This window comes from Kordia sp. SMS9 (assembly GCF_003352465.1).
Lineage (GTDB): Bacteria > Bacteroidota > Bacteroidia > Flavobacteriales > Flavobacteriaceae > Kordia.
The window spans coordinates 5,296,841-5,313,754 of the sequence record NZ_CP031153.1; the positions used below are offsets into that span (position 1 = coordinate 5,296,841).

Here is a 16,914-nt window from a genome sequence, read left to right on the forward strand (position 1 = left end):
TATGTCAAAACCGCTTTTATCACAATAAGTTTTCTGTATTGCGGTTTAATTGTTTACTTTGTGTAACCGATTTTAAAATCCCTTAGTATTCATGGAACAAATTCTCAGTCTTAGAAACGTTTCTATTTTTCAACGCGAAAATTTAATCCTTTCCGATGTCAATCTCACGATTCATAAAGGTGATTTTGTGTATTTGATTGGAAAAACAGGATCTGGAAAGAGTAGTTTCATGAAAACCTTGTATGGTGATTTGCCGTTGACAGAAGGTGAAGGAACTGTGGTCGATTTCAATCTAAACACTTTAAAAGAGAAAGATATTCCGTTTTTACGTAGAAAATTAGGCATTGTTTTTCAAGATTTTCAATTACTCCAAGATCGCACAGTTGCCGATAATTTATTGTTTGTACTGAAAGCCACTGGCTGGAAAGATAAAGACAAAATGCAAACAAAGATTGATGAGGTGTTGGATAAAGTTGGTATGAAAACGAAAAACTTCAAATTTCCGCATCAACTCTCTGGTGGAGAACAACAACGCATTGCTATTGCGCGTGCACTTTTGAACGATCCAGAATTGATCATTGCCGATGAACCTACTGGAAATCTCGATCCGCAAACCAGTGTGGAAGTCATGCAAGTATTACAAGAAATTAATCAAAACGGTCGTACCATTTTAATGGCAACGCACGATTATGCTTTGTTGTTAAAATATCCTTCAAAAACGCTCAAATGTGACGAAGGTAAAGTATTTGAAGTCGTTCAGAAAAATGTATAATTCGCTCAAAAAAACACTAAAAAAGCTACTTCCGAAGCGTTTTATTTTTAATAATGAACCTTTTTTTCGGTCTTTACACGGCATTTTGTATTTGGGAAACAAGCACCAATGCGGCGTTTGTAAAAAGAAATTACGAAGGTTTATCGAGTTGCCAAATAAGGATTTATTGTGTCCGTTCTGCGGAAGCTTGGCAAGAAATCGCCGTTTGTGGAACATTTTAACTACTGAAAACTATCTAAAAGGGCGTATCTTGCATTTTTCGCCTTCGCGGAATATCTACCGAAAACTCAAAAAACGGTCTGATATTACGTATGTAACTTCTGATTATGAAGATGAATTTATTGCCGACCATCAATTCGACATCACCCATATTGACCAAGAAAAAGCTACTTTTGATACCATTATTTGCTTTCACGTGTTGGAACACATTCCTGACGATCGTAAAGCAATAAAAGAATTGTACAGAGTTGCCAAACCGAATGCGAATGTACTAATTCAGACACCTTTTAAAGATGGGGAAATTTACGAAAACGATCAAATTATTACTCCTGAAGATCGATTGAAACATTTTGGACAGGAAGACCATGTACGTGTTTATTCTCCAGAAGGATTAAAAACACGCTTAAAACAAGCTGGTTTTACAGTAAAAAGCTTATATTTCACGCCTAAAAGTGATGACGCCTATTTTGGATATGCGTCTCCTGAAATTGTTTTAATTGCTACCAAATAATGTTGTCGATCCTCATTCCAACGTATGATTACGATATTTCTTCTTTAGTGGAAGAAATACACAGTCAAATCACAAAAACTGATTGTGCGTTTGAGATTTTATGCTTGGATGATCATTCGAACGACAAAGAAACCATTCACAACAATGAGCGCATCAATACGTTTTCGAACGCTTCCTACACCGTTTTGCCGGAGAATATTGGTCGCAGTCGCATTCGCAATTTACTCGCACAAAAGGCAACATTTGATTGGTTATTATTTTTAGATGCAGACGTACTTCCTGTCAATTCCAATTTTATTAAAAAGTATATTGAAGCTATTTCTGCTGAAAAAGAAGTGATTTATGGCGGAATTTTATACCAAGAAGAGAAACCAAAGCAAGAAAATGTATTGCGTTGGATTTACGGAAAAGAACGGGAAGCTTTGAGCGTGCAACAACGAGAAGAAGCCTTGTATTTACGGTTTTTAACCTTGAGTTTTTTGATTAAGAAAGATGTATTTCAACGTGTAAAATTTAACGAAGATATTCCGAATGCGCGTCATGAAGATACGCTGTTTGCCAACGATTTGAAACATGCAGAAGTGCATCTGACACATATTGAAAATCCTGTGTATCACTTGGGTTTGGACACGAGCAAGGAATTTATTCGAAAGTCTATGGAATCAGTAGAAGTGCTGATTTTATTTTTGAAAAACGGATTGATCAAACACAATGATATTTTGATCACCAAAGTCTTCGGACGTGTCAAAAAATTTGGAATTCATCATATTTTGTCGCTCTTTTATGGTTGGTTTGGAAATTATTTTGAGAAAAACTTGCTCTCTAATAATCCTTCTATGTTTATTTTTGACTTGTACAGATTAACGTATCTTTGTTATTTAGATAAGCGTCAATAATGCCACTTTTTTCCGTAATTATTCCATTGTACAACAAGCAAGCGTACATTCAGCAAACTGTTGAAAGCGTGTTGCAACAAACGTGTACAGATTTTGAGTTGCTAATTGTGAATGATGCTAGTACGGATGAAAGTGTTTCGGTGGTTTCTCAAATTTCGGATTCCAGAATTCAACTGATTGAAAACTCAGAAAACGTAGGACTTTCTGCGACGCGAAATCACGGGATTTCGAAAGCGAACGGTGAAATTATTGCCTTGTTGGATGCAGATGATGTTTGGCGTCCAAACTTTTTGAAAACCATTGAAAAACTCTACATTACTTTTCCAGAAGCTTCTTTGTATGGAACGGATTATGTGGAAACCTATACGTCGCATGAAGATTTGATTCCGAGAAAAAATATAGATCGTTCTTTGCAAGGAACTTCATTTTTGATTTCCGATTTCTTTAAAGCGAGTATGTTCCAACCTATTTTTTGCCAGAGTAGTTTGGCATTTAAAAAGGAGATTTGCACTGAATATGAAGTATTTGATTCGAACATTACCTTTGCAGAGGATATTGATTTTTATATACAATACAGCTCAAAACATCGTGTTGCGTATCATTTTGAAGCACTTGCCGAAGTCCGTTTTGAAGTGCCCGATCAAATGAGTAAAAACGCCATTATTACAAAGACTTTACCCGATTTGGATCGTTTTGAAATTTTAGCAAAAGATAACAATTCCCTCAAGAAATATTTGGATTTGTATCGCTATATTTTTGCTTCGCTCTACACCTTAGAAAACGCCATTCCACAACGAAACGCCATGTTGAAACATATTGATTATAACAATTTGACTTTTAAACAACGTTTCTTATTGAGAAGTCCACGATTTGTCATGGTATTGGTCAAAAAATTGAAAGGCTTTTTGTTGAAGTTGAATGTTCGGGTGACTTCTTTTTAGGTCTTGGGTCGTAAAAAAACTATTTTTTAATTCAAATTTTGGCAGCTAAGATTCAGCGTTTCACAAAAAACCTACTTTGAAAGTTTCACGTCTTCTTTAGTGATCACGTAATCTTGGTAATCGCGGATGTAGTCGGATTCGTTGAATTCGTCTGAAGCTAAAACTAAGCAAACCGCTCCAGAAGAAAAGTTTTCCAATTCGCGCCAAATTCCGTGTGGAATTAAGCAACCTTGATTGGGTTTGTTGAGTAAAATACGTCTTTTGGAAGTGCCATCTTTAAAAATAACTTCAAAACTTCCACTAAGGGCAATTAAGACTTCGTGTTGCTCTACATGTGCATGTCCACCGCGTTTTGCGCCACTAGGAATGTCGTACAAATAATATACACGTTTGCATTTAAAAGGGATCGTATCGCCTTCAATGACAGAAATATTTCCTCTAAAGTCTTCGATTTTGGGGATCGTTATGAGTTGAATATCAGCAACAGTTGTAGACATATTTTAGACGTTTATAAGTTGAACCCATTGCTGGATTACATTTTCTTCTGTGAATTTTGATATGGAATATACAGCATTTTGTTTACAATTCATATACAATTCCATATTTTCGATTAAAAGTAACATTGCTTCTTTCAAATTCGCAAAGTTTTGATCTTCAACGAGCAAACCGTTGGTTTTGTGTTGAATTATTTCACTTGGTCCCGATTTGCAATCAAAGGAAATGACAGGCGTTTTTTGCTGCAATGCTTCTAATAAAACCATCGGAAAACCTTCTACCCTACTCGACAATATTAAATATGTTGCATTTTGAATGTATTCCGTCACGTTTTCTACAAATCCGAGCAACTTTACATGCGCTTGCAAGTGTAATTTTGAGATTAAGTTTTCTAACGATTCTTTGTCGTTTCCATCGCCGCAAATGTAGAGTTTGATGTTTTTTTCTGCAAGTTTGGAAGCGTGATAGGTTTCAACCAAACGATCAAACTGTTTGATGTCGTTTTGCAAGCGTCCGACAGCAATAATGTAGTCGTCTTTTACTGGCGTTTTTTCATTCTGAGTCGATTCTACAGCAGTGATATAATTAGGAATGTGCAACAGGTTTTCAAAGTCGTACATGTGTCCTAATTTTAACTCAATCGCTTCTGAAACCGCCACAATTGCATGTGTTTTGTTGTAAATTTCTCTGAATAGTTTCCCTTTCGGGATGTGCCATTCAATGTGGTAACTGTGTACCATTAGGATCATTTTTTTGGCTTCAAAGATGAATTTGTGCAGCAAGTATTCCATCACAAATCTACTGCGTGCTCTAAAGTCAATATACATGTCTGCATTGCAGGTTTTGTACGCTTTTTTGAACGCGAAAAATTTCTGAATTTGCTTGATAATTTTTATGGAAGATTCGTTTTTACCCAAATTGTACAAGGTTCCCGCAAAATCATAGGTAATTTGATCTTTTAGAGAAATGATAGATACTTCAAAACCGTACTTTTGAAGCGATTTGGAAAAGTTTGCCGCCTGCTTTTCTGCGCCGCCGCCACTAAGACATTCGACAATTAAACAGATTTTCTTTTTAGAATTTTGCAGCATAAAGTTTTCCTACTATCTTTCACACAAATATACTGTTTATGCGCATATTATTGGTTGGAGAATACAGTAGATTTCACAATTCGCTTAAAGAAGGTCTACAAGAGTTACAGCACGATGTTACATTGATTGGGCGTGCTGATAACTTTAAAAATTATCCTATTGATATTTCGTTGGAAGCTACTTTTTTTCATAAAAAGATTCCGAATGCGTTTCGCCAATTGCTCTTTAAAGTATGTAAGATTGATATTGCTTTTTTAGAAATTACCTATCGTTTTTTTAAACATCGAAAGTCGTTTCAAAATTACGATGCCGTGCAATTAATTAATGAGTTTCCGTTTGCCACGATTCCGTTTGTAGAGCGAAAGTTGCTGAAATACATCTTTAAACATAATAAAAATGTGTATTTGTCTTCTTGTGGCGACGATTTTCATTATGTGAATTTTATTTTGAATGCCAATTTGCCGTATCACATGCTCACTGCATACGAAAACGATAAAAGTACTAAAAAGTGGTTTCAGTATTCGCTGCAATATTTATCGAAAGCGCACGAAAAGTTGCATCATTTTGTAATTGAAAACGTAAAAGGAATTATTCCTGCGAATTTTGATTATGAAATGGCCTACAGAAATCATCCAAAAGTGTTGCCGCTTGTTCCGTTTCCTATTAATGTAGATTTGTTACCGTATGAACCTTTACAATATGATGGAAAGGTGATTATCTTTCACGGTGTGAATCAGGTAAATTATTTGAAGAAAGGAAACAATTTGATTGAAAAAGCCTTACACATTGTGGAAGCAAGATATCCAAATCGTGTAGAAGTGAAAACGGTGTCCAATTTGCCGTATTCAGAATATATTGAAACCTATAACAGCGCGCATATTATTATGGATCAGTTGTATGGTTATGATCAAGGATATAATGCCTTGGAAGCGATGGCAAAAGGAAAAGTAGTGTTTTCTGGTGCTGAAAAAGATTTTTTAGCATATTATAAACTAGAGAAACCTGTATTGATGAATGCGACACCTAATGTAGATGATTTGGTGGAAAAACTAAGTCATTTAATTGAAAATCCTCAAGAAATGATAGCGATTGGTGAAAACGCACGCACTTTTGTAGAGGAGTTTCACGAGTATAAAAATGTTGCTGAACAGTATGTAGAGTGTTGGTTTTCATTGTCCGAGTTAGAAAATCGTGCTTAACTCGCGCTAAATGTTGCTTTTGTTGATGATTTATGAACCATCAACACGGTTTCTTTCAAGTGATCATTCGTATCGGTAGCTTTGTTTCATTATTAATTTAAAAATCAAATATAATGAAAAAGCGAAATTTTAAATTCTTACGATTAAATAAGAAACCTATTTCTAACTTGAATGCCTTAGAGGTTAAAGGAGGAAAAAATTCGTATGACACCACCTGTCCAATTAACGGCTATAATTTAGGATGTAATGAACCTGAGGAAGAAGCGCCAGATCTTTATACAAGTTATCTTCCAACAGAAGAAGGTGGTGGCGTACCAAGTGAATGTGGTAGAGATTATTAATAATGAGAAGGCTGTCTAAAAGATTTTAGATACGTCATTCTGGACTTGATCCAGAATCCCATTAAATTGATTTTCAACTGTTATGGGAAACCGAATCAAGTTCGGTTTGATGAAATCTGTACTTTTTAGAGAGCCTCTTCCTTTTTTTTGATTATTGAAGCCTACGAATGCCTTCATAGACTACAATACTGACTGCATTGGCTAAATTTAAGCTTCTAATGTGTTCGCTAAACATAGGAATGGTGTACAAATCTTCTTTGTGAGCATCCGTGATTGCTGCTGATAAACCAACAGATTCTTTTCCAAAAACTAAAAACAACTCATCTTCAAACGGAATTTCGGTATAGCTTTTTTGACTTTTACTGGTGAGATACACCATTTTTTTGTTTGTATTTTTCGTGTAGAATTCTTCTATATTTTCGTAAATATGAACATCTAAGTGTTGCCAATAATCAAGTCCTGCACGTTTCAGGCGCGCGTCGGTAATTTCAAAACCAAAGGGTTTTACTAAGTGCAAGTTGGAACCAGATGCCAAGCTTAAACGTCCTATATTTCCTGTATTTGTGTGAATTTCGGGTTCAACCAATACGATGTTGTATGCCATTGTATTTGATATGATTATTCTTCCTGTTTACCTATATATGTTACTCCTGTTGCTAATATACTCATACCACTTATGATTCCCATACCAATGGCACTCTCTGAATTCCCTATATACACACAAGAGATTCCAGTTATTAAAGATATCATTAAAAATAAAGCTCTGATTGAATTCATAAATTTTAAATTAGTAATATAATTAGTTTTCTTCTCTTCCAATATATGTGATAGCTATTGCTATAAAACACATTCCGCCTAGTAATCCAAAACCAATAGCGCCGCCATTTGCTCCAGAATGACTTGTAACCTCATGAATATTTATTGAACTATTGTTGTAATCTTTGATTTCTACACTTCCAAATTTAGCTGCTCCAATAACACTAAATATTGCAACAAAAATTAAAAATCCTCTAAAAGTTTTCATAAACTGTAATTATGTGATTGTTTTTGTGATTGGCTAAAATCAAAAATAATTGAGGGAAGTATTCAAATATAAATATTCTTCGTTATGAAGCAATATTTTATTCAAACTTTATATAATCAATTTCTATTTTAAAAGGTCCTGCTTTTTTCTCGTTAGAGATGAATCCGATGCGGAGAATGTTTGCCAATTCGTTTTGTGTAGGTTTCCCATCACGTTTGCGCCCAATATTGTACCGATCAAAATCGGTAAAGATGATTTCTTTGGTTACCCATTTCCAATCTGTTGTTGGCAAATTTACTTTATAATATGGAACGTACCAACGTCTGTCCATTTCTAGCGTAAATCCCATTGCGTATTGTTTGGAACGGTAATGAATGATTATTTTTTTATAGGAAGAAAGATCGCGTTTTTGATAATTACTTCGATACGAGGAAAAACCGCCGTTGTTTTCTAAAGAGATGTTTCCGCTAAACACTACACTGTCATCCGTAATTCGATAATCGCCTTCAGAAAGTCCGCCCATCACACCATCATTTGTAATCTTCCAACGTTCGTTGTCTTTGTATTTTCCAAAATCAACATTATCTTGTTGTGCATAGATGAATTGAGATAGCAGGAGAAAACAGATCGTTTTTAACATGTTCATTTCTTTTTTCCTTAAAGATACAAAGATTTGAAAAACAATCGAATTTCGTATGAAATCCTCCAAACTAATTTGTTAAAATTTGAAATGCAAAAAACACCAAAAGTCATTTTGAACTATGTTTTTAGTTTTTGAATTATTCACTGATTTTTCGTGTTTTTGATGGGTTTCATTCAATAAAATACCTTTTTTCACTTGTTTTTTGAATTATACTCAATAAAATTCGTTTTTCTAGCAAGTTTTAAATGTTAAAATTTTAACATAATTTCATTTTTATTAACATATTTTATGTTAATTTTTTCTTCTCAACGTTAAGTATTGTTAAATGACTTGACATATTTTGTTCAGCCCTTATATTGAAAGTGTGATTATTACAAATCGCAATTACAACACTAAAAAATTACTTCTTGAAAATTTCATTTTGGATCCTCCAAAGTTCAAGCTTTAGTGTTTATTTCAAAGTCAATTATTAATCTTTAAAAAAGAAAAAATTATTATGAATTATTTAAATATGAGTGATGAAAAATTAGTACCTGTAGTCGTAGAATTGAATACATTATTGGCTAATTACCACGTATACTATCAAAAATTAAGAAGTTTTCACTGGAATATTTTAGGAAAAAACTTTTTCGATTTACACGATAAATTTGAAGAACTGTACACAAACGCACAAACAAAAATCGACGAAATTGCAGAACGTGTGTTAACTTTAAAATATCACCCAATTAGTAAAATGAGTGATTATTTGGAAATTTCAGCCGTAAAAGAATCAAGTCCATTATTGACCGATACCGAAATGATTGAAATTTTAATCAACGACCATAAGATGATTTTAGCACAAATGAAAGTCGTGATTGATCATGCAAATGCAGCCGGAGATGAAGGAACACTCGATTTGATTGGAGCCTACATTAGAGAGTTGGAAAAAGCAAGTTGGATGTTAAACGCTTGGTCAAAGAAAACAAGTGCACAGTTGAACAATTCAATGGTAAAAGCCTAATCGCAATTTACTTCGACACAACTATAGACTTTTCTAAATACCAAGTCTTCTAATTACAGGTATTTACAGCTGTTGAAGATGTCATCGCAGCTTAGCAAGAGTATGACGTCATAAATAACAAAAAGAATAAAAGTTATGAAAAATTATATAAAAATTTTAGTACCCACAATAATATTATCAACCTCAATTGCATTTGCGCAAGACACTGTAAAAGCTTCAGAGATTGTACGAGAAAATGTAACCGAATATGAAATCGTAGAAAAAGCGATTGCAAGTGAAACCAGAATTTACGAAGAAACTATTGCAACGTATCCAGTAGCTTTTGACAGCGAAGACAAATACGATTTAAACCAGGAAAGATTGATTGTATCCCCAATTTTAGAGACAACCTTTAAATTAGATACAAATAAAGATTCCAACTTTGAAAGAGAAATTACCATCAATTATACAAAGCCAGACAATTTTAGATACGATTTTATGCTAACGCGCAACGGATTGAATGTATGGTGTACCGAAAAAGGAATGTCCGTAAAAGAGATTCACATGATTGATGCCTATAATAATAAGAAAAAGGTGAATAAATTGACAAAAAAAGGAATGTATAATATTATCATGTCCAACAATGATGTCTATGAAATTGAAGTGATTGACATGAAATAACATACAATCCAATCCCTGAAATAGCCTTTTCGCTATGCAAAAACCGTCTCAGTTTTGAGGTGGTTTTTTTGTGTTTCTATTTTAAAGTGCTATGCTTTGAATTTATTTCGATTAGAAATCAATCATCAGTGCGTTTTCAATCATGGCGCGTTCGCCTTCCCAATCTCTGGAAATATTACTTTTAATAACTTTGGCAGGAATACCTCCAATCATGGTATTTTCTGGTACATCCGAAAAATCTTTTTTCAGAACTGCATGTGAAGCAATTGTAGTAAAATTGGGCGTTTTGGTATCTTTGTAGACCGAAATCCGATTCCCAAAATAATTATAATTCCCTAGATGAATACTGCCTTTCATCTCGCTTTTTTCACCAGTTTCTGTGTTGATCATTGCATGAAAATTGGTATCAATGAGTTGCGATTCTGAACCGATGCGCGCATATTCGCCAAATTTTATTTCTTTAGAACATATAATTTTTCCGCGTGAACCTAACGAAGCCATATTCCCCATTTCGCAATACGCATCGTCCATAATGTTGAGAAAATAATCTTTCCCAAATTGACAATATCCTTTAAATGCCAAATGTCCGTCGAGCGTGATTTCTGCAATACGCATAGAGCGTTTGTTCATTTCATAATTCTGTCCAAAACCAATCATGCCACGTTTGATGGTTGCTGCATCAATTGTGACTTTTCCTTGCAAACTGTTGAATTTTACAGAACCGTAAAAAAACACGGGAAGCTTCCTCGCAATGTGCTTTGGAAACATCTTATAATTGAAATAAATCGTTTTGTACCAATTGACCGTTCGGGCAAACTTGAATCGCCTCCATTGCTTTCGTAACACCTTATATATTTTTTTCAATGGCATACTTATTTTTTTGAAAGCTTGTTTTTTATCAACTGTTTGATATTCATTTTTTGCTGCAATTGCGCGTATGTAAAGATATAAGAAAGTAGCATTATGACAATGATTCCGCCATATTTCAAATAAGTATTCTCTATAAACGTACACACAAACGCCAATCCGCTCAACAAAACACATATAAAAAACAACTTGTAAAATGCAGATTGAAATTGCAAACCGTAAAAGATTTTGGTAATGATCAACATGCTGATAAAGTGAATGATATAGTAAATCAACACACTGATTCCCAAACCTGTCAAACCGTAATAATAATAGCCCGCACAACTCATTCCCAACAGTAACAGATTGAAACAAATCGAAGTTTTGACAAATATTCTAGCGTCACCTTTCGCCAAAATAACATAACCAACTGACCAAGAAACCGCTTTAAACGCCATGCCCAAAACGCCCCAAGAAATCAATCCTAGAATGACTAAAAATTCTTTTGAGTATAATATTTTCACCACTAACGGCGCCGCCAGAAAAAACGTCGTAATAATCGGCGTGATCAATAAAATAGCAATCGTAGCCTGATTTCGAACGGCAATTTGCACTTTGCTATTGTCTGTATGAATGGAAGATAATCGCGGAAAATAATCCGTTCCCATTGCGTTGAAAACCATCCCAACATATCCATTGATGATTAAAAAACCTGCGGTGTAATAGCCAACTTCATCCAATCCGCCCAAATATCTAATGTAAATTTGCAATAAATACGTGGTCGTCAGCGTAATGATTCCCGTAATACTTAGCACCAAACCCAAATGAATCATGTCTTTTCCTCTGCTGTATGCTTCTTTCACACCTAAGGAAATGCGTTGAATATTAAGCGTATTTTCAAAATACCAGAAAAACAGAAAAACCACAACTGCGGTAATGATTATGGTAGGTACAATAGCTTCCAAACCATAAATATAGTATAGCGGAACGGAAACAATCAAACCGACCGTACTTCCTAAAACATTGGCAACTGCAAGTTTTTTGAGCGCTTGTGTTCCTTGCAAAATGGCGATTTTTCCATTGGTCAATTGCATGAAAAAAATCGCGATGGCAATCCAAATAAATTCAAACGTATACGCGGTATTCCCAAAGGTAAGTTTGCTCAATACTGCCGAAAAAATAATTGTAAAAATAGCCCCAATAATTGCTGTAATCATGATGAATTTTTGAAGAATACTCACCGTTTCTATCACCGCTTTTTCATCTTTGGTGTTGTGTACATGTGCCAATTCTTTGACGGCACTTGTGTCCAAACCCAACTTGGCAATTTCACTTACTACTTGAATTGTGCTGTTGAACAATCCGATAATGCCCATTCCGACACCACCTAATAAAATGGCAACAATTTTGACACGAACGATCGAAATCAGAATCTTAAATACCTGAACGCCGCCAAATAGCGAAGTTGCTTTTAAGATGTGCGTGTATGAAAATTGTTGTTTTTCCGTCATATATAGTTTGGAAATTGTCAGTGATTGCTGTACGAATTGAGTAATGAAATGATGGTGTTCACGTCAAATTCATCCATCACAGGACTTATCGGCAAACTCAAACATTCGTTGTGTATTTTCTCCGTGATCGGAAAATGTAAATGATTCCATTCTTTGTACGCTTCTTGTTTGTGTGGCGGAATTTCGTAATGAATCAACGTTCCGACTTCACTTTCTGCCAAATATTTTTGCAATTTAGATCTGTTTTCCGTTCGTATCACAAATTGATGAAATACATGCGAACCATCTCGCGGATGTGTTGGCAATCTAATTTCAGGATTGTCAATGCCCATGCAATAGCGCAATGCGACATCGCTGCGTTCTTCATTGTCCGCATCCAATTGACGTAATTTTATATTGAGAAAAGCGGCTTGAATTTCATCCAACCGATTGTTGACACCTTTGTATTGATTTACATATTTTGAAGATGTTCCATAATTGCGCAATTTTCGGATGATTTCTGCTAATTCCGCATCGTTTGTGGTCACAGCACCAGCTTCGCCCAACGCACCTAAGTTTTTGGTTGGATAGAAACTAAATCCTGCTGCATCACTCAAATTTCCTGCTTTTTTTCCTTCAGAATTTACAGCGCCGTGTGCTTGTGCAGCGTCTTCCATAATGAGCAGATTCTGTTTTTTGGCAATGTCTTGGATTGGACGCATATCTGTGAGTTGTCCATATAAATGCACGACTAAAATAGCGCGTGTTTTCCACGTGATAGCAGCTTCAACCGCAGCAGCATCAATGTTGAAAGTTTCCAGATTTGGTTCTACCAATACAGGTTTTAATCCAGCTTTGGTAATTCCCAGAATACTGGCAATATACGTATTGGCTGGCACAATAATTTCGTCACCTTCTTGCAGTTTTCCTTGAATTTTATACGCTTCTAAGATTAACGTGAGCGCGTCCAAACCATTACTGACACCAATACAATGTTGCGTTCCGCAATAGTTGGCAAACGATTTTTCAAACTGTGTTACATTATTGCCCAACACATAATATCCCGAATCGAGAAATTTCTTGAACGCTGCTCGAAATTCGATTTCAAAGCGCGCATTGATTTTATGTAGATCTAAAAATTTTATCATATAAAAATCGTATCAAGTTTGTGACTTTGTTTCACGTCAATTTCGTAAAAATCTTGCGTGATTGTGCGTGCACCAAAACCTTCTTTCCAATAATTTAGTCCAGTATTGATGTTTTTTCCTTGATTTTCGTTGGAAATACCGAAATCAAAGTACATTTTATCTGCAAAAACTTCATTAAGCAAAAACAGGTGTAAAAAGTCGAGACTTCCCAAATCGTTTTTGTCTTCGTTTCCAGAAATGTATTGTGAATGCGCAACATATTTTGTGTCGAAAATCGTTGTTCCTGCAACAATTGTATCCTCTTTATACACATTAAATTGCCGAATCTGTTTCGGAAAATTTGCTTTTAGTTGTTGAATTTCCACAAGTGAATGTACAGGTTTTGCGGCGTGTTTTTGTGCTAAATTCGGAATGAGTATTTCGTTCCAAAACGCTTCAAACGTATCAACTTCTTTGATGACCAAACCGTGTTTTTTAGCTCTTTTATTTCCTGCGATTCTGTCTCTTGAGATTTTAGGTCTGTGCTGCATGTTCACTACCGAAAGTGCATCTCTACGTGTTAATTTCGCTTCCAAAATAAATAACAAATATTGCAATTCGTTGGTTGGCAACGGACTGTACATAGTTGGCAACAATTTGAGATGTACTTTTTGAAAGTTGTTTTCTTTTGCATGTTCCAACAATATTTTGAAACATTCTGAAACATCGCGGAGTTTTAAGTCTTTGTTGAAAAGCAAACCGCCGTATGTCAAACCCTGATGTGAATGCAATACATTTTCAGCTTCATTTGCAGGAAACACAGCTACTAATTTCTCCTTTTTGTAGAGTAACAGTGAATGATCTTTGAAACGATCTTGATGATAGTCCATAAAATCGCGATAGCACAAAAATGTACTATTCTTTGCTTCCGAGACAAAGTTGTCCCACAGCAATTGGTTTTCACTTGTATATTTGGTTAGTGTATAAATTAGGTTTGGTTTAGAAAAAGTGAATTTACTAATTTTAACGTCAGTTTGGTAGTTGTAGTGTGGAAAAATGAATTTTTATCTTTTTTTGGTTTTTATTTAGATTCCTTTAGCTTTATTCATTCTAACGATAAAAATATATTCAGATCGAAAAAGAAGACACATATACTAGTTTCAGTTCCGCTATAAAATGGTGGGAAAGAAAGCGATTTATCTATAATATCATTACTATTTTAGGAGGATTATTAGTATTCTTCATGAGAAGTGATGTACCCAACGGAATTTCTCCTTATGAAAACTATAGCATCCTATTGTTTTGGTTATTCGGAGCCAATATTTTTTATACTTTTGGCTGGGCGTTAGAAGCTTTACTAAACTATTATTTCAAAGTTCCTTTTTGGAAGAATGACACACGACGTATATTTTTCGTTTTAGGCACGGTTTTTTCTTTCGTTTGGATGTTTTTATTGACAAGTCAAATACGTTAAAATTTAATCATTGATTCTGCGTTCCAAGTCCATGCGTTCGTGTAGAATTCTAACAATTTCAATGGTAGTTTCTGAAACTTGATGATAAAAAATAATGTGTTTCCCTACTTTGAATCCGATTAAATTCGCTTGTATGTTTTGATATGATTTTCCGATATTCGGTTTTTTGGCAATTTCTTTACAAGCCAATCGAATTCCTTGATAATAAATGTCTGCTTGACTTTCTGACCATTTTTGCACGGTATACTTCCAAATAGCGGTTAAATCATCAATAGCTGTTTGTCTAAAAATAATTTCAGCCATTTACTTTTTCTCCGTTTTAAGCTTAGCTAAATGCGCATCGAAGTCAAAATTTTCAACTAATGGACTGTTCATGCCTTCTTGAATTGCATGTCGCAATGCGATGACTTTATTTTCTTCGTTTTCTAACAATCGAAGTCCCGCTCTAATTACTTCGCTTTTATTTTTGTAACGTCCTTCTGAAACTTGCGATTGCACAAACTCATCAAAATAGGTTCCTAACAATATGGATGTATTTTTACTCATGACACATTTTTTATAAATATACCAATAATTGGTATATTTTACAAATTGATATTGATAGTAAGAGTATCCAACTTTTACGTTCAGCTAGTGAAAGTTCTTTGAAGACTGTTTATGAATTTGCTGAACAACAGGAATAAAAGTATATTAAAAATTGGTAAATTACCTCTCAACTTCCTCAAAAACTACCTTTCCGTCCGCGTCAATGTATTTGTACACACTTCCCAAAATTCCGTTGGTGATGATGGAATAACTTGCGTCCTCTTCCTTATTGTCAAGCAATGCTTCGTTGTCGCCCAAATAGGCAAAAACCGTTCGAAACAGATTGACAGGCGTTTTGAGTTGCGCATCATAACTTGGCGCTTGTTTGTTAGGCCATTTAATTGCTAATGCCGCAGAAAATCCTGAGTACACAAGTTTTTCGTCGGTTTGCTTTTGAAAGAATTGTTTGGTATAGTCAAATCCTACGTAACCACCATGATCTGCCGCAATGACAATCAAACTATTGGGATCGTTTTGTATGATAACTTCTGTGATTTCTTTAAGCCATTCGTTGGCTTTTTTCACTTGCGTGAGATAGTTCTCGCGTTCCGTTGCTGCTCCTTTGGAAGCAGATTTGAACGTAGAAATGTGTCCTGGCAAAATCTTTTCTATAAAGTAAAAACTACGCTTTCCTTGTTGCTTTTTGATGGTTTCCGCCAACGGTTGAATCATTTCTTTGCGCATGCCAAACGCGCCAATTCCAAACCACGGAACTTCGTCCATAGAGAAATTACAGTAATCATATTGAATTTCTGGGCGGTTCAATAATACATACGGATTTTCTATGAAGAGAAAGGTTTCGTACTCGTTGTTTTTTAGAGTTTCAATCACAGGGTTTTTCCCTGCAATGACTTCCCGTGCACCAAATAATTGTTCGCCTTTGTAATGCTGTTTCATGGAAAACATAGAACCATTTGACAATATCGTAGATGTGTAATTGCTACGAAAATCTTTGTACAATTTGAATCCGCTGTTTTGTAAATACGCTTCAAATTCACCATTTTGAAAGTTGTACGGATCTTTTCCCAATTCGGTAAAATTTACATAACCATCTGGCTGAATGACATAAATATTAGGAAATTGCGTGAATTTTGTTTGTACGACTTCTTCTGGAAAGCTTCGCCATTCATCAGCATCAAACATCGCTTTGTACAAGGTTGGAATCATTGTGGCAAATGCTACAAATGCCATGATGAATTGCAATACGATGATTTTTTTGTATTGTTTTCTGAGTCCAATCGCGAGCAACGCAGCAATGACGACTGTTAAAAGCATCATTTTTTTGTGTTGAAAGCTGTAAATTCTTCCCACAAAGTAGAATCCAAAAAACATGGCATTTAAAACTGGCAATACGTATTGTTGAAATTTATGGAGGAATTTGAGTCGCTTTGAAACTTCCCAAGAAACGCTAAAAATTACGACTGGAAATACAATATATACACAGAAAACGACTGCCAATTGAAACCATGAATTTACCAACATAAAGTTAGACGCAAATACGTACACAAACGCATATAAACCTGCTGCAATCGCAAAAATGATTGGATAGTCTTTGGTGTTTTCTACAAAGTATTCTATGTTTTTTTTAAGTTTTGACACG

At 34.9% G+C, this 16,914-nt stretch carries 21 protein-coding genes; 9 read left to right on the forward strand and 12 right to left on the reverse strand.

Features of this window, described 5'->3' with window-relative positions:
• Positions 1 to 91 precede the first annotated feature (91 nt).
• Genes KORDIASMS9_RS22290 through KORDIASMS9_RS22305 form a run of 4 tightly spaced genes read left to right on the forward strand, consistent with a single transcriptional unit; the run spans position 92 to position 3,339 of the window.
• Positions 92 to 772 (forward strand): cell division ATP-binding protein FtsE, encoded by a 681-nt coding sequence (locus KORDIASMS9_RS22290; protein ID WP_114904972.1) that lies wholly within the window; start codon positions 92 to 94, stop codon positions 770 to 772.
• Positions 729 to 1,502 (forward strand): class I SAM-dependent methyltransferase, encoded by a 774-nt coding sequence (locus KORDIASMS9_RS22295; protein WP_240321102.1) that lies wholly within the window; start codon positions 729 to 731, stop codon positions 1,500 to 1,502. Before KORDIASMS9_RS22290 ends, KORDIASMS9_RS22295 begins: the two co-directional genes overlap by 44 nt.
• The gene (locus KORDIASMS9_RS22300; RefSeq protein WP_114904974.1) at positions 1,502 to 2,398 is read left to right on the forward strand and encodes a glycosyltransferase; all 897 of its coding nucleotides are present in this window, start codon (positions 1,502 to 1,504) and stop codon (positions 2,396 to 2,398) included. The genes KORDIASMS9_RS22295 and KORDIASMS9_RS22300 overlap by 1 nt, the downstream gene beginning before the upstream one ends.
• Complete coding sequence (locus tag KORDIASMS9_RS22305) at positions 2,398 to 3,339, forward strand: glycosyltransferase family 2 protein (RefSeq protein WP_114904975.1); 942 nt, start codon at positions 2,398 to 2,400, stop codon at positions 3,337 to 3,339. The genes KORDIASMS9_RS22300 and KORDIASMS9_RS22305 overlap by 1 nt, the downstream gene beginning before the upstream one ends.
• A 71-nt stretch (positions 3,340 to 3,410) precedes the next feature.
• Here the strand turns inward: KORDIASMS9_RS22305 and KORDIASMS9_RS22310 are convergent, their stop codons facing one another.
• Both KORDIASMS9_RS22310 and KORDIASMS9_RS22315 read right to left on the reverse strand, forming a co-directional pair.
• Positions 3,411 to 3,836: an FdtA/QdtA family cupin domain-containing protein gene (locus KORDIASMS9_RS22310; protein WP_114904976.1), complete on the reverse strand. Its 426-nt coding sequence runs from the start codon at positions 3,834 to 3,836 to the stop codon at positions 3,411 to 3,413.
• A gap of 3 nt (positions 3,837 to 3,839) precedes the next feature.
• Entirely contained in the window at positions 3,840 to 4,925 is a 1,086-nt protein-coding gene (locus KORDIASMS9_RS22315) for a glycosyltransferase family 4 protein (RefSeq protein ID WP_114904977.1), read from the reverse strand.
• Positions 4,926 to 4,963: 38 nt separating this feature from the next.
• On the opposite strand from KORDIASMS9_RS22315, the gene KORDIASMS9_RS22320 reads away from it, so the two are divergent.
• A complete protein-coding gene (locus KORDIASMS9_RS22320) occupies positions 4,964 to 6,124 on the forward strand; it encodes a glycosyltransferase (RefSeq protein WP_114904978.1) in 1,161 nt (386 codons plus the stop codon).
• Between the two features lie 113 nt (positions 6,125 to 6,237).
• Entirely contained in the window at positions 6,238 to 6,465 is a 228-nt protein-coding gene (locus KORDIASMS9_RS22325; protein ID WP_114904979.1) for a hypothetical protein, read from the forward strand.
• Positions 6,466 to 6,616: 151 nt separating this feature from the next.
• Here KORDIASMS9_RS22325 and KORDIASMS9_RS22330 read toward each other — a convergent pair whose 3' ends face one another.
• From KORDIASMS9_RS22330 to KORDIASMS9_RS22345, 3 genes are all read right to left on the reverse strand, one after another.
• Entirely contained in the window at positions 6,617 to 7,069 is a 453-nt protein-coding gene (locus tag KORDIASMS9_RS22330; RefSeq protein WP_114904980.1) for a tRNA (cytidine(34)-2'-O)-methyltransferase, read from the reverse strand.
• A 195-nt stretch (positions 7,070 to 7,264) separates the two neighbouring features.
• Positions 7,265 to 7,489 carry a hypothetical protein gene (locus tag KORDIASMS9_RS22340; protein WP_114904982.1) on the reverse strand — a complete coding sequence of 75 codons (225 nt, stop codon included), beginning with the start codon at positions 7,487 to 7,489 and terminating at the stop codon, positions 7,265 to 7,267.
• A gap of 97 nt (positions 7,490 to 7,586) precedes the next feature.
• Positions 7,587 to 8,129, reverse strand: coding sequence for a CIA30 family protein (locus KORDIASMS9_RS22345; protein ID WP_162820119.1), 543 nt, complete (start codon positions 8,127 to 8,129; stop codon positions 7,587 to 7,589).
• 499 nt (positions 8,130 to 8,628) lie between these two features.
• Between KORDIASMS9_RS22345 and KORDIASMS9_RS22350 the strand changes: the two genes are divergently transcribed.
• The gene (locus KORDIASMS9_RS22350) at positions 8,629 to 9,132 is read left to right on the forward strand and encodes a Dps family protein (protein WP_114904984.1); all 504 of its coding nucleotides are present in this window, start codon (positions 8,629 to 8,631) and stop codon (positions 9,130 to 9,132) included.
• A gap of 135 nt (positions 9,133 to 9,267) precedes the next feature.
• A complete protein-coding gene (locus tag KORDIASMS9_RS22355; RefSeq protein WP_114904985.1) occupies positions 9,268 to 9,792 on the forward strand; it encodes a hypothetical protein in 525 nt (174 codons plus the stop codon).
• A gap of 111 nt (positions 9,793 to 9,903) precedes the next feature.
• Here the strand turns inward: KORDIASMS9_RS22355 and KORDIASMS9_RS22360 are convergent, their stop codons facing one another.
• Genes KORDIASMS9_RS22360 through KORDIASMS9_RS22375 form a run of 4 tightly spaced genes read right to left on the reverse strand, consistent with a single transcriptional unit; the run spans position 9,904 to position 14,145 of the window.
• Positions 9,904 to 10,662: a transferase gene (locus KORDIASMS9_RS22360; protein ID WP_240321103.1), complete on the reverse strand. Its 759-nt coding sequence runs from the start codon at positions 10,660 to 10,662 to the stop codon at positions 9,904 to 9,906.
• A 2-nt stretch (positions 10,663 to 10,664) separates the two neighbouring features.
• Positions 10,665 to 12,149, reverse strand: coding sequence for an oligosaccharide flippase family protein (locus KORDIASMS9_RS22365; protein ID WP_114904986.1), 1,485 nt, complete (start codon positions 12,147 to 12,149; stop codon positions 10,665 to 10,667).
• Between the two features lie 17 nt (positions 12,150 to 12,166).
• A complete protein-coding gene (locus KORDIASMS9_RS22370; protein ID WP_114904987.1) occupies positions 12,167 to 13,276 on the reverse strand; it encodes a DegT/DnrJ/EryC1/StrS aminotransferase family protein in 1,110 nt (369 codons plus the stop codon).
• Entirely contained in the window at positions 13,273 to 14,145 is an 873-nt protein-coding gene (locus KORDIASMS9_RS22375) for a GNAT family N-acetyltransferase (RefSeq protein ID WP_240321104.1), read from the reverse strand. Before KORDIASMS9_RS22375 ends, KORDIASMS9_RS22370 begins: the two co-directional genes overlap by 4 nt.
• 353 nt (positions 14,146 to 14,498) lie before the next feature.
• On the opposite strand from KORDIASMS9_RS22375, the gene KORDIASMS9_RS22380 reads away from it, so the two are divergent.
• A complete protein-coding gene (locus KORDIASMS9_RS22380) occupies positions 14,499 to 14,729 on the forward strand; it encodes a hypothetical protein (RefSeq protein WP_114904989.1) in 231 nt (76 codons plus the stop codon).
• 3 nt (positions 14,730 to 14,732) lie between these two features.
• Here KORDIASMS9_RS22380 and KORDIASMS9_RS22385 read toward each other — a convergent pair whose 3' ends face one another.
• From KORDIASMS9_RS22385 to KORDIASMS9_RS22395, 3 genes are all read right to left on the reverse strand, one after another.
• Positions 14,733 to 15,032: a type II toxin-antitoxin system RelE/ParE family toxin gene (locus KORDIASMS9_RS22385; RefSeq protein ID WP_114904990.1), complete on the reverse strand. Its 300-nt coding sequence runs from the start codon at positions 15,030 to 15,032 to the stop codon at positions 14,733 to 14,735.
• Complete coding sequence (locus KORDIASMS9_RS22390; protein ID WP_114904991.1) at positions 15,033 to 15,275, reverse strand: type II toxin-antitoxin system ParD family antitoxin; 243 nt, start codon at positions 15,273 to 15,275, stop codon at positions 15,033 to 15,035.
• A gap of 159 nt (positions 15,276 to 15,434) precedes the next feature.
• A complete protein-coding gene (locus KORDIASMS9_RS22395; protein ID WP_240321105.1) occupies positions 15,435 to 16,913 on the reverse strand; it encodes a sulfatase-like hydrolase/transferase in 1,479 nt (492 codons plus the stop codon).
• Position 16,914 lies beyond the last annotated feature (1 nt).